This is a genomic window from Rhodococcus sp. RS1C4 (assembly GCF_002258225.1).
Classification (GTDB): Bacteria; Actinomycetota; Actinomycetes; order Mycobacteriales; family Mycobacteriaceae; genus Rhodococcoides; species Rhodococcoides fascians_E.
In genome coordinates this window covers 115,327-128,425 of sequence record NZ_NOXZ01000051.1, presented here as the reverse complement: position 1 = coordinate 128,425, position 13,099 = coordinate 115,327, and the positions used below count along the sequence as shown (strand labels likewise).

Annotated in this window: 12 protein-coding genes; all 12 read right to left on the bottom strand. The window is 60.8% G+C overall.

The window, feature by feature from the left end; all coding sequences use genetic code 11:
• Positions 1-214: 214 nt before the first annotated feature.
• Positions 215-1,051, bottom strand: a complete 837-nt coding sequence (locus CH289_RS26780) for a hypothetical protein (protein ID WP_052049293.1) — start codon at positions 1,049-1,051, stop codon at positions 215-217.
• 390 nt (positions 1,052-1,441) lie between these two features.
• The gene (locus CH289_RS28440; RefSeq protein WP_155290193.1) at positions 1,442-1,594 is read right to left on the bottom strand and encodes a hypothetical protein; all 153 of its coding nucleotides are present in this window, start codon (positions 1,592-1,594) and stop codon (positions 1,442-1,444) included.
• Positions 1,591-2,790 carry a hypothetical protein gene (locus CH289_RS26770; protein WP_032364816.1) on the bottom strand — a complete coding sequence of 400 codons (1,200 nt, stop codon included), beginning with the start codon at positions 2,788-2,790 and terminating at the stop codon, positions 1,591-1,593. Before CH289_RS26770 ends, CH289_RS28440 begins: the two co-directional genes overlap by 4 nt.
• Positions 2,791-2,998: 208 nt before the next feature.
• Positions 2,999-3,433: a methylmalonyl-CoA epimerase gene (mce, locus tag CH289_RS26765; protein WP_015586177.1), complete on the bottom strand. Its 435-nt coding sequence runs from the start codon at positions 3,431-3,433 to the stop codon at positions 2,999-3,001.
• A gap of 312 nt (positions 3,434-3,745) precedes the next feature.
• Positions 3,746-4,501, bottom strand: coding sequence for a methylmalonyl Co-A mutase-associated GTPase MeaB (gene meaB / locus CH289_RS26760; protein ID WP_015586176.1), 756 nt, complete (start codon positions 4,499-4,501; stop codon positions 3,746-3,748).
• Positions 4,498-4,953 (bottom strand): cobalamin B12-binding domain-containing protein, encoded by a 456-nt coding sequence (locus CH289_RS26755; RefSeq protein WP_015586175.1) that lies wholly within the window; start codon positions 4,951-4,953, stop codon positions 4,498-4,500. The genes meaB and CH289_RS26755 overlap by 4 nt, the downstream gene beginning before the upstream one ends.
• Entirely contained in the window at positions 4,950-6,272 is a 1,323-nt protein-coding gene (gene ccrA, locus CH289_RS26750) for a crotonyl-CoA carboxylase/reductase (protein WP_015586174.1), read from the bottom strand. Before ccrA ends, CH289_RS26755 begins: the two co-directional genes overlap by 4 nt.
• The gene (locus tag CH289_RS26745) at positions 6,256-8,100 is read right to left on the bottom strand and encodes a condensation domain-containing protein (protein WP_015586173.1); all 1,845 of its coding nucleotides are present in this window, start codon (positions 8,098-8,100) and stop codon (positions 6,256-6,258) included. The genes ccrA and CH289_RS26745 overlap by 17 nt, the downstream gene beginning before the upstream one ends.
• A complete protein-coding gene (locus CH289_RS26740; protein ID WP_015586172.1) occupies positions 8,097-9,680 on the bottom strand; it encodes an AMP-binding protein in 1,584 nt (527 codons plus the stop codon). The genes CH289_RS26745 and CH289_RS26740 overlap by 4 nt, the downstream gene beginning before the upstream one ends.
• Positions 9,677-9,937, bottom strand: coding sequence for a phosphopantetheine-binding protein (locus CH289_RS26735; RefSeq protein ID WP_032382025.1), 261 nt, complete (start codon positions 9,935-9,937; stop codon positions 9,677-9,679). Before CH289_RS26735 ends, CH289_RS26740 begins: the two co-directional genes overlap by 4 nt.
• A gap of 98 nt (positions 9,938-10,035) precedes the next feature.
• On the bottom strand, positions 10,036-11,475 hold the full coding sequence (locus CH289_RS26730; protein WP_052069825.1) for a methylmalonyl-CoA mutase family protein: 1,440 nt from the start codon (positions 11,473-11,475) through the stop codon (positions 10,036-10,038).
• The coding region (locus CH289_RS28965; RefSeq protein WP_179276880.1) for an alpha/beta fold hydrolase at positions 11,468-13,099 on the bottom strand (1,632 nt) is incomplete at its 5' end. The genes CH289_RS26730 and CH289_RS28965, both read right to left, overlap by 8 nt.

Genomic DNA, 13,099 nt, shown 5'->3' with positions numbered 1-13,099 from the left:
AGCGGCGACCAGAAATCAATCAACTGATTGCAACAACACTTCACTGGCTAGAGAACTTCGGACCGGACTTTGAGCGGCACCCCGTCACGGAAGGATCCTCCAGACGAGCCAGCCACGGTGAGCGCGACGCTGACCAAGACTCTCTGAGGGGGATCGACAACGAGGCGTGTGGGCGGATCGAAAGTGACGGGCCAGTTCTCGTACATCTCGGGGCTCACTGCGCGACCGCCAGACCGTGTGGCCGGTGCAGGACGGCCGCGTCGACGCTGGTCGGGGTCCACCGCAGGCCCTGTTCGCCGAACGTGGGCGCGGTGAGGGTGTAGCGGCCGGTGCGCTCGGCGATACCGCGCCCGTGCACGGTGGTCTCGAGGGTGATCGACCGGATACGGCCCCTGCCCTGCTCGATTCCGCCGTACGCGACAGGCCGCGAGGAGATTGCCAGGTCGAGACCGGGCATGCGTCCGTTCGTGATCGCGAGAATTCCTGCGTGCGTACGGTTTCGGGCCAACAGGGCACGCGCCCGGGTTGGCGGAACATCGCGTCCGTGCACGGTCGTCACGACCAGATCGAGGCCCTCGATACAGATGCTCGCAGCGTCGAGGGGGTCTGCTTGGCCTGGGTCGATCAGGTGGATTTTCGACAGGTCGCCGCCCTGCTCGTGGACGGCGAGGAGTCCGAACTTCGACTGCCCGATCAATGCGACGTGGTGGCCGGCCGCGCTGGCTGTAGCGACGAGACCGACGAGGATCGATCCGGCACCGGTAATCGAGATGGCCGTTCCGCGGGCCAGCGCACCGCGTGGGAGGAGTTCCGACAGTGGCGTGGGCACGGGGATGGTGCGCAGGGTCTGTGAACGCACAGGGCCGCTGAGGGTCTGTTCGTCGGCGGGCGGGGCCGTTGGCTGAGATGGGGCGAACAGGGATGCGTCGACGGGCTCGATGGGTGCGTGGACACGTCGTCCGGGGATCGCGGCCATGCTGCGTCGGAGCGCGGCGAGCTGTTCGGCCTTGCCCAAGCCGGTGAGGTCCCCGATTGCGTCGACGGTGGCCATGTGGATCGACCTTTCGCGCGCCGGTAGGAACCACCACACCGTATCGAACGCATGTTCGATTGTCGAACGTGCAGGTGGGCGCGTTCAGCGGTGGAGGGTGTGAGTGTCGAGGTCGTCTGCCGTGAAGGTCCAGGCGAGATGCCGGTATAGGTGAAGCGTTCGTTTCACCTGGTCGAGGGCGCTTACGACGGCCGGGTCGCTGGGGTCGCGCCCCTCGTCACGGATGGCTGCGCACTCGTCGTCGTCCATGCTGTGTTGGACGCACAGCGCTGCTTTGTGGTTCCCAGGCAACAGTCATTCATGTGAATGACTGGACGAGCTGCGTCGTTCTTTCCGGCATGACGGTGCATCGGTCTTCTCGAGCCTGCGCCGCGGGGTTCCGATCTACGTCTAGTTCGACGCGTCGGCCTCGGGGGCGGTTGCTGCGTCGTAGATCAGGTCGTCCGAGCCGTGGTAGCGGTAAGCACGCTGTCCACTGGGCAGAGTCACCCAGCCCGCCTGGCCGTGATCGGCGTCCGGATCGAAACTACGGTCGTTGGTCATTCAACACTCTCATTCTCCGCAGGCGGGCGCACCACAGTCACCTTGCTCTTGACGACAATCGGGGCATCCGCGGGCCCCTGCAAATGCTCATCGATCCACATGGGTAGATGACGCTTCTGCGATGGATACCAATGCCGACGCCAATGCCCCCGAACGACGTGGCGGTGCGAGAGCTTGCCAGATCCTTCCGACGATGAAGCACTGGATGCAGGCCGCGGCTGCCGGTACGACAAATACGTCACCTCACGCATCCGCTTGACTACGCCGTCGTTGTCTCGCATGCGCGCCGACTGCTGGCGGGTGGACTCCACGAACTTGTTGCCTCGCAGCATGTTCACCATCGAGAAGAACGTTCGCGCAACGTAATCCAGGTCATTCATGGCGGTCACGGAATGCGCAGGTTCGTCGGGACCGACGTCCGTGAAACCCGCGCCTCCTGATCGGTTCGGTGCACTGGGCGCAGCATCGGATTCGGCTGGGCTGAGCTGGACCTCGGCGAAAGGAAACACCGGTAGGTAGTCGTTGACGACGCGGTACAACCGGTTTCCGTCAGTAGGAATTGCCCCGTCGGCCCGCGCCAACCACCACCGCAAAGCAGGAACGGTAAGCATGGCCATCAGGAGAACATCGGTTCCACTTCCACTGTCGCGACCTGTCTCGTTCCACACCAGGACCCGCCCGTGGTCGGGCACTCCATCCGCTGGAGCGAGATAGAGAACTCCTCTGCTCGAGGGAAGATCTGCCACGGTCACAGCAACATCATGGTCTCGATCGGCACTCTGGCCGGCCTCGATCAACGCAGTCATCTCCGGCGTCGCATAGTAGGCATACCGGTCCGCCGTCGACGCGCGCAGAAGGAAGTGGCTGTAGTAGAGCATCTGGAACCAACGGAAGGGCTGCAGGCCGACATCGTGCGATTCCGGTTCGTCATCGAGCCAGAAGGGCAAGTGCTTGTGGGGCTCCCGCGCGACAACTTCGACCGGCAGCTTCGTCATCCGGGACAACCTGTGGAGCATCTCGCCCACGTCGGTCGGGTCGGACCGAAACCGGATGACGTCGTAGCCGCCCTTAAGGAATTTTCCCAGGTAGGTCTCCACCGGCCAGGCTGCGGCCTCGATGGCCTCGAGCACAAGGGGCCACCGCGCCGCGGTGACCTTTGCTTCCAGGACCTCGGCGGCCTGCCGGCGGATACGCATGTCGACCGAAAATTGTTGCCCTGGAACGAACTCACCGTCGAATCCATCACGGCGAACCCGAGTGCCCTTCGCATTCCGAGGCTTCTGCCCTCTTCTATCCGAACGCCGCGCCAATTTTCCCATCCCGCCCCCTCGTCTACCACTCCATGGCACAAATCCGCATCAACACTCTGACGATATGGACCATCGCAACATTAACTGGCAGTTGTCATTCGGAGTCTGGTGTTGCGGCGGTGACGAGTTCAGTCAAGACCCCGTGGCAATCCTTTGGGTGCAGGAAGTTGATTCGGGACCCCATTGAACCTTGTCTCGGCTCGTCGTAGAGTGCCCGGACGCCCTTACTCCGTATGGCTTCTGTTTCGCCACTCACGTCGTTCGTGCCGAATGCGATGTGGTGGACGCCTTCTCCGTTCTTGGCCAGCCACTTGCCTACTACTGAGTCGTCCCGGGTCGAGCCCAGCAGCTGGAGGTACGAGGCGTAACCGTCCGGGGTCTCGTTGATCTTCAACATCGCTTCACGGATACCCTCCTCCTCGTTCGATTCCAGGTGAGTAACCTCGAATCCATAGGTGGCACTGTAGAATTCGACGGTTTTGTCGAGGTCGAAACAAACAATCCCGATATGGTCAATTCGAGTCAGCATGCCTACAGTCCACCGCATAACTGCTCGCTATGCAACATGCTGACATGACCGAATCCGCTTGTCTGACTGATATTTACAAGATCAGTCAATCTGAACTCTGCCAACAGTCCCTACTTTGCTTGGTTGCCTAGGTCGTCAAATTCAGCCCAACCCTTGACTCGGGCCCAGTTCAAGCCGCTGCGCAGGTGATTTCGTGCCATGCAGGTGTCCCCGTCGATGTCGCAGACTTCGATCACCTAACGGTGGCCCAAAGCTTCGCTGCTTTGCAAAGCGCGGCAGAGGTAATGACTGGAGGAACGATCTGCTCCAGCTCTACGTCATAGGAGATTTTCGCTTGGCCTCAAGGGCTCTAACTACCTCGGCGGCCCCTTCTTGACGGCTGGCGGTAGTCGTCACAATGGGGACGTCGCGTTGACCAAGCTCGATCACGGCCTGGAGTTCGCGAAGTACTGCGTGGACTCCGTTCTGATCTGCCTTGTTTACGACGTAGAGGTCGGCGATTTCCAGAACACCAGCCTTGGCCATTTGGATGCCGTCACCTGCTCCAGGCGCTAGAACAACGATGGTGTCGTCCGCGATTGATGCGATTTCCACCTCTGACTGCCCGGTTCCGACCGTCTCGATCAAGATCCTGTCAAATTCGATCTCAGACAGGATCGCGATCATTGTCCTGGCCGTGGCCGAAAGTCCTCCGAGATGGCCACGACTGGACACTGACCGAATGAAAACTCCGGGATCATCTGAGTGCTCCTGCATACGGATGCGGTCACCGAGGAGCGCACCGCCGGTTATCGGCGATGACGGATCAAAGCAGAGCACTGCCACGCGCTGACCCCGCTTGCGGTACTCGGCGATAAGACATGAAATCAACGTCGACTTTCCGACACCAGGAGGACCTGTCAAGCCAATCACCGTACAGGCGGTTCGGGGGTGGTCCGGTGCAGCCGGAGAGATGACGTCAACCTCAGTGATGGCGTAGTTCTCCGCGCGAGTCATTAGTTGCGCCAGCGCCCTGATATTGCCTTGCCGTGCAGACTCCAAGGTCTGACAGTTCTGGTGCCTCGTCACTCCGTCTCCTTGAGCGGATGTAGGTTCGTTTGTGCCCAACGGGTGATCTCCTGAAGGGAATCCCGAGAGGTAAAGACCCGGAGCACTCCCATTTCAGCGAGCTTGCGTGCGTCTCCAGGTGGAATGACGCCGCCACAGAAGATGGGTATCTCCATCGCGTTATTCTCGGCCAACAGCTCGATTACGCGGGGTACCAGTTCCATGTGAGCGCCCGATAGCAGTGACAGACCGACAGCGTCGGCACCCTCTTCCAAAGTGGTGCGGACGATTTGCTCGGGTGTCTGACGCAATCCGGTGTAGATAACTTCCATGCCGGCATCACGAAGTGCGCGCGCCACCACTTTGGCACCGCGATCGTGGCCATCCAGCCCAGGTTTGGCAACCACCACTCGGACACGATGCACGCGGCCTTCGGCCTTTCCTGCGTCGAAGCTCGGGTTCGGAGCTGTCATGCCGTCACCAGCGGTGTGATCCGCGCCTCGCCGATCCGGGAACGCAGGTCGACGTCGGTGACACCGAGCCCACTCGAGGGTGCTAGGCAAAGTATGCCAACTTTGCCGAGGTGCTCGTTTAGTTGAATCCTGCGTGCGGCTTCTGGTGTCTCTTGAAACGGGTGCACTTCAGACAACATAGGTTGCACTTGGCCGCGCTGGATGAGGCGGTTCGTCTGCCACTGCTCGTACAAATTCGCCCCGTGGCTGCCTACTATTCTTTTCAGGCGCATCCACAAGTAGCGGTTGTCGAACGTGTGTTGGTAACCCGTGCTCGATCCACAGGTGACGATTGTGCCGCCGCGGCGGGCCACGAATACCGAGAGGCCGAAGGTCTCGCGGCCAACGTGCTCGAAGACGATGTTCGGATCCTCTCCGATCTCTCGCCTGATGATCTTGCCCAGCAGTTTTCCTGCCGCGACGGTGGCGTCCGGGTCAGCGGAAATCTCACCGATCTCGCGCCGATCGATGACCAGCTCACAGCCAAGCTTGCGGGCGACCTCGGCTTTTGCGTCCGAGCTGACTATGCCGATTGGTATGCCGCCGCCGTTGCGGACGAATTGCACGGCGTAGCCACCGAGGCCACCCGCCGCGCCCCAAATGAGGACTACATCGCCTTGACGCATGTTGGCACCGCGCTCGCTGACGAGCATCCGGTAGGCCGTTCCCGCGCACAATGGGTTGCTGGCAGCCTCTTCCCAGGTGAGGTGCGCTGCCTTGGGTAGTAATTGACTCGCGCGGACGACCGCATAGTCAGCGAGGCCTCCGAAGTTTGTCTCAAACCCCCATGCTCGCTGCTCGTGGCCGAGCATGCCGTCGTGATGGGTGAGCGGTTCCTGGTCATCGACATGAGCCGTCCCTACGGCGACATGGTCCCCGACCTTCCACTTGCGCACACCGGCCCCGACGCGCACGATCACCCCGGCTGCGTCCGACCCCAGTACGTGGTACGGCTGGTCGTGACGAGAGGCCCAGCCGCCCTGTTTTGCGTAGTGCCGCAGGAAGTTGAAAGTGGGGATCGGCTCGAAGGTAGCGGACCAGATTGTGTTGTAGTTCATCGCCGCTGCCATAACAGCGACCAACACCTCATCAGGAGCAAGTTCCGGCATGGGCACACTGCCGAGGTGAATCGACTTTCGAACGTCTTTGTCCTCGACGCCGGCGAAAATCTGGATGTCTTCTACATCTAGGTAGGCGGCGTTGTATTCAGGTGGGACGGGAAGGCTCTCAAGTACGTCCGGAGAGGCACCCGCGATTACAGCTTCAGAGAGTTCGTTCATTGTCATCCTTGTTCGTCGGTAGGGTGTCGGTACAGGTGATTTTGATACGTCCAGGCAGATCACTGGCGTGCAGAAAAGTCCGCAGATGTGCTCGGATTTCTCGTGCGCTCGGGACATTGCGAGTTGGTCCAGACACACTGAGCACCGCGGTGTCGGTACGGCCCCTCACCAGCTGCACTTCCGCCTCTCGTACCCAAGTGTGGGTTCGGGCGACGCGGGCGACTGCGGAGGCATCAATGAGGCTTCGGGTGCGGATCCACCGACCCTCCCGAGGTCCTAGGTGTCGCATCTCGCCGTCTGCCGCGACGTACCCACAGTCGTCGGTGCAAACCTCGCGGCCGTCGGCGAGATGAACCCAGATCGTGCCCGCTATACAACAGGGCAGTAACTGTTCCGACCGGCCACGCACGGTGAATCTCACACCGTCCGATGGCATCAAGCGCGGAGGGTGGGGAGCGTCGTCGTTACATAGTGTCCCCGCGCGGACGCCAGCACAGATGTACGGGGTCCCCGCGCCGGCTGCTCGGGGCCGGACTTTGCTCGTAGAGCTGACCAAGGATGTTTCTCGGTCTGAAGCGAGATCTGTGACAGCAGTGCGAAAATCGGCAAGAAATATTTCTGCTTCCGCTGCACCCATCAGATCCTGGCGATAGTCGAGCCGCACCCGGCACTGCGGCCAGTGCGCACGGATCTGCAGCGTTCTGGCCAAAGCAGCGTTTGTGTTTGGCGTGAAAAACTCCCACTCCGAACGTAGGCCGGGGATTTCCAGGTCAAGTTGGGCTGGCGGACGGGGAAATGACAGGCCGAGCTCAGTACTGAGCCGAGCGAGGGGTCTGCCGGGCACACCGGACACCAGGTCCACGAACGGGACGCGGCGATAGCGAGCCAAGTGTGTGAGCGCCCGGCGGGCCGAGGCAACGGATTTTTCCGTCGCCATCTGGCGGGAGGTTTCGATGGATACGGGGACCACGTTGGTTTGCAAGCCGGCGACATGTCCGGTGTGTTCGTCACTGACGTCCGAAGCCACAGACAACACCGGATCAATGTTGTCGTAAGCCGTCATTTGTCGAGTGAGCGCTGCGAAAAGCATCGTGAATGTGCTCACCTGCAGGTTTTGAGCGATCGCGCGAAGGGCGGCAACCGCTGAGGGCTCCAGTTCGATTGTCGGCGAGGCAGCAATGGACCGCTGCCCCAGACGGCCGCCCTCGGGAAGTGTCAAGGGCATCCGTTTGTCGATAGCAGTACGCCAAAATTCGATGGCCTCCGCGGTGACTGCCTCCGTGGCAACGGGCGTACTGGGCGCGGCCAGCGGCGTCGGATTCACTTGATGGCCGATTCTCAGTTTCCCCAGATAGTTCGAGAAATCGCGGGCGACAATAAACTTGCTGCGCCCGTCAAAGCCGGCGTGATGAGCCTCGAAGACCATCGAGCAGCGGTTGGGAGCATGGGTTAGAAGTTGGAAACGAATTGGTGCCTCGGTGGCTAGGTCCCAGCGCTTGTCCTGTTCGCGCTGCTTGCACCATTCTCGGACCGCCGCCGACTCGGAGCCGTCTTCGCATGGGATAGTGGCGCGCTCGAAAGAACATGCCTCAAGTGCCGGCAGGACGCACTGGCGCAACTGTCCCCGCACAAGCCGCAGCACCGACCGCAGCGGCTCGTGTCGTTCAAGCACGGCGCGCGCAGCGGCCTCGAGGTGATGCTCGTCAAGTACACCGCGAAAGGTCGCCACGAAATATCCGCCGCCACTAATCGAGGGATCAATCGTGGCTTCGGCCCAGAGTGCGTATTGGCCCGCATCGGCGGGCCTATCGTGCAGGATTGTGGTCATTCGTCACCGCCCTGACTGTGTCGGCGACGCCGCCGGCAGTCATCTGCGATGAGCTCAGCGACTCTCTCACGATTAACCTTCCCGCTGGGGGTCCTGGGCAGTTCGGGCAGTTCCGTCACCGAAACAGGGACCGAAACCTCGGGCAGTACCTTGCGTAGTCGCTTAAGAGCGTTGGCCTCGACTGGGCCGGTGCAGCCCTCACGAAGGACTACTGCGGCGCGCAGGCTGGCATGGCCGGACTTAGTCACCACCATGACCGTCGCCGCTGCAGCGAAGTCGGGAGCTGTTAGCAACTGCGCATCGATTTCTAGGAGATCAACGCGGATTCCCCGCACTTTGATCTGGCTGTCCATTCGGGATAGGAAGCGCAAGCCGCTGTCTGTCAGCTCCACCAGGTCACCGGTACGGAAGGCTCGGGTGTTACCGGCTGGTGAGGGAAGGATGCTGACGTAGCGCTCCACTGTCAGCTCGGGACGCCCCAGATATCCATCCGACAATGGATTTCCGGATACGAGAAGCTCTCCGATGTTCGGAGTTTCTGGAACTTCCGGCGCGATGAGTAGTTCGCATCCCGGCAGGGGTTCGCCGATTGGTGGCAGATTGGGCCAGGCATACGGATCGGGCCCCAGGATGTGCGAGGTCACCATGGCGGATTCGCTTTGTCCGTAGTGGTTGACCAGCCGGCAGCCGGGCATACATGCGAACATTGCGCGAATATCTTCCGAGCACACTACTTGCTCACCGGCGGTATTTACCTCGACCAAGCACAGTTGCGCCAGCATGTCCCGCTGGGCCGTCACTGCCAGCATCTGCAACGCAACGAATGGGACGAACAGCCGCTCGATTCGTTGATCGGAGAGCCATCGAAGCAATTGGGCTGGTTCACGGCGTAGCTTCTCCGGCATGATCGCAAGCGTGCCGCCGCCGCACAGCGTGCCCAATATCTCCTGGAACGAGACGTCGAAATTTAGCGGGGCGAACTGTGCGGTGCGTAGTTCGGGGTGGGGTGAGTGGGATGTTTGCCAATCGACCATTGTGTCGATGCAGAGATGGTTCAGCGCTACGCCCTTCGGCCAGCCGGTCGATCCGGATGTGTAGATGATGTAGACCGGAAGTGCGGCATCGCACGCGACGGCGCGCAGGTCGATCGGTTGGGTTACTCCGGGGGGCAGCCCGATGTCGACCAGCGGGGCGTGGTGGTTCACACGTGATCGCGTGGTGGCGATTAGGGCGCGAGGTGCGCAGTCATCCACCATGAACTGAATCCGTTCCACGGGGTACTCGGGGTCCAACGGGACGTACGTCGCTCCATGCAGCAGCACCCCGAGTAATGCAGCGACTGCACCCGCGCCTCGCGGAAGCGATACCGCAACCCGGTCTCCTACGTTCACGCCGGCCAGCGTCAAGTTGGACGACACCGTTTGCGCCCAAGCTGCCAGTTCTCCGTAGGTGTACGAACGATCGGCGTCGACTACAGCCGTACGCCCCGGATCGTGGGTGACACGGCGAACAAATCCAGTTAAGTGACAATCGGGTGTCGCCGGACCTCCCCACAGTGACTTGAATTTTGGGGCGGTCATGCATCTTCTCCCCGCGGCGCTACCCCTGCTAGTTCTTCATCAACGGCCTCCACGAATTCTTCGATGGTGGGGTTGTTAAAAATTAGATGCAATTCCGCTTGCAGCCCATACTCCCGCTGGATAAGGGCAAGGATTTTCGCGGCCGTGAGCGAATCACCGCCCAAATCGAAGAAATTGTCATCGAGCGTGAGATTTTCTTCGCCGAGAGCCCGTTCCCAGAAACTCGTAATAGTGGTAGCCATCCGTTGTTTGCTCATATTTCTCTGCTCCCCATCCGAGTGGTCAGTTGGCTGCACCCTTGAGTGTGTTTGGGTACGGGATTGACCCGGACTGCTGCTGCTCCGGTTAGATGCGGTCATTTCGATTCGAGCCCTTCTGCCACCGCCCGTTGCATTTGGCCGATGCTGGCCCGAGCCCGTGCTGCTGCGATCATCGAATTCATGACATTGCGGCCCGCGGCCACGTCATCGGTCACAGCACGTAGTTCTGCGCTACAAACCCCGCGCTCGAAGGGACGGCGGCGGCCCGGTACGACACCCGAACGCAGTTGCCTTTCAGTGAGCCACTCCTCTTCTTCGGAACTCTCGGCTTCGACGACGCCGACGACGGGGCCGCGGGTGGCGTAGGCCATGTCGTCAATGCGCGATTCCAGCCAGCCACTGCGCAGACAGTCCAACAAGCCACCATGGGCAGCGATGTCATCTAGCCACCCCGTAGCCTCTGCTTCGATTTCATCGGCGATGCGAGCTATTGCCTCGGACCCGCCGAGGGGGTCGACGTATCTGGCTAGATCGGTTTCCTTCAAGATGATCTGCTGAATCCTCAGCGCAATGCGTGCCGATAGCTGCCCAGGCGTTTGTTCGGCCTCGTCGAAGCCGCACACATGCAGAGACTGCACCCCGCCGAGGACGGCCGCTACGGCCTGAATGGTCGTACGCGCGATGTTGTTGAGCGGTTCGGAGGCGGCGAGAGCGGAGCCGAAAGTATTGACCTGAACACGCATGCGGCTCGACTTCGCGTCAGCAGCGCCGAAGAGGTCCACCATGCGGCGGGCATACATCCTGCGTAGGACACGGAACTTGGCCGCCTCGGCAAGAACCTCCATATGGGTCCCAAAGATGAAGCTGAGCCGGGGTGCGACCTCGTCGACGGTAAACCCCCGCTCCAGCATCCCTTGCAAGTACGTCTCCGCATCAGCGATGCCGAGCGCCACTTCCATTGCTCGGCTCGCACCGGCTTCACGGGCGTGTCCACCCGAGATCGATACCGGATTGACCTTGGGCAAGTTGCGTATGCAGTACTCGATAACGTCTAACGAGAAGCGGAAGCTGTCGTCCAAGTCGAACACGAACGCCTTGCGAGCCGCGTGCTCTTTCAGCATTTCGTTCTGCAAAGTGCCACGTAATAGCGCAGGGTTGACGCCTGATTCTTCGGCAACCACGATCCATAGGGCCAAGATCATCGGTGCGGTCGCATTGATGGTGAAAGAGACTGACACCTGATCCAGCGGTATTCCGTCGAACACTGCGGCCAAGTCGTCGACGGTGGACACCGAGACCCCGGCGCGACCGACCTCACCGGCAGCCGTTGGATCGTCCGGGTCGAGTCCGAGCTGGGTGGGCAGGTCGAAAGCCAACGAAAGACCTGTCTCGCCTTGGTCGAGGAGATAATGGAACCGCCTATTGGTGTCTACGCCGTCGCCAAGCCCAGCCAATTGCCTGATCGTCCATGGCCTAGACACATAGCCCTTGGGATGAATACCTGCCTCATAAGGAAACTCGCCTGGTTTACTCATAATCGTCGCCTTCCAGTTCTGCACGCAGCCGGTCGCCGTAGGCGTCCAACGCATCGGGACTCAACATGTCGTTGTGTTCGCACTCCACTGCGATCTCCGTGACTGGACGAGCGATAAAACGTGTCCAGTCTCTTGAATAACCTGGATCGCGTTCGTGATCGCTTCCCTGGAACACCACAGCGCCGCCCCCGAATAGGTCCGGTGTGTGGCCGTGCCAGAGGTCAGAATTGAATCGGAGATTGCGAACGACGTGGCTGATCATCCAAGCTGGCGGAATAGCTGCGCCGAGTGACGAATGAGTTTCCAGCCATTCCGTGGCCTGCTCGTAAGAGGTCAATTCTTTCAGATCGGGCAGGTCGACGTTCTTGGACACGAAATGCCGCAGGACGTCGGTCTCATTGAAATCCGCGTCTGGCGAGCGTGTCGTACCGGGTTCTACTAGAGCTGCGTCCAACAGTATTAGCCGACGTACGTGCGCCCCTCTCCGTTCCAGCACGGTAGCCATCTGGTGGGCGACGACACCACCGAAGGACCATCCCAGCAGGTCGTAGGGCCCATCGGGCTGGACTGACTGGACGAGGTCGGCATACTCGCCGGCCATTTCGCGGACCGTACGCGGACGTTCGCCGTCGACGGTTTGCTGAATAGCGAATATTGGGCGCTGCACGATGCTTCCCAAGGCGCGGTACGCCCAGCTGACGCCCCCACCAGGGTGTATGCAGAAAAGTGGACGCCCTGGCCCTCGGCACAACTTCACGACCTGAGGTATCTCGTCGGAACTGGACCAGTTGAAGAGTTGTTTGCTCAGGCCCGCTACGGTGGGGGCTTCCATGAGTGCACGGACGCTGATTTCACAGTCGAAGGTTTCCTGCACGGCGGCTACGACACGCATCGCAGAGAGCGAGTTGCCGCCCAGGTCGAAGAAGGAGTCGTCCACGCTGACTCGCGGCAGGTCGAGAACCTTCGTGAAAATGCCGGAGATAATTTCTTCAACCGGAGATGACGGCGCTCTGTGAACGCCGCTGGCGAATTGCGGCTCGGGCAACGCCCATTTGTCCAGCTTGCCGTTGACAGTTAACGGCAACTCGTCGATGACCATCACCACGGCCGGAACCATGTACGCAGGCAATCGCGCGGCAACTCGTTCGCGCAGCGCCCCACCATCGATTCCCGCAGACACCTCGGTAGGTACGACGTAGCCAATCAACTGCTTGCCGGTATCGGTATCACGGGCCACCACTGCCGCACGCTCCACTCCGGTCAAGGCAGCGAGTGTTGCTTCCACTTCACCGATTTCGATGCGGTAACCACGAATCTTCACCTGATCGTCAGAGCGACCCACATACTCCAGCTCGCCGTCGTGATTCCAACGAACCAGATCGCCGGTGCGATACATCCGCGAACCCAAAGGGCCGAGCGGACACGCGACGAATCGCGATGCCGTCAAGCCCGGCCGTCGCACATAACCGCGTGCCACACCCCGCCCCGCGACATACAACTCACCAACCACACCGATCGGAACCCGCCGCAAACCGGAATCCAACACAAACAACGCATCACCCGGCACCGGCGTACCGATAGGAGCTCCATGACCAGGCTTCATGGGCGCACTCATAGAGGCGTA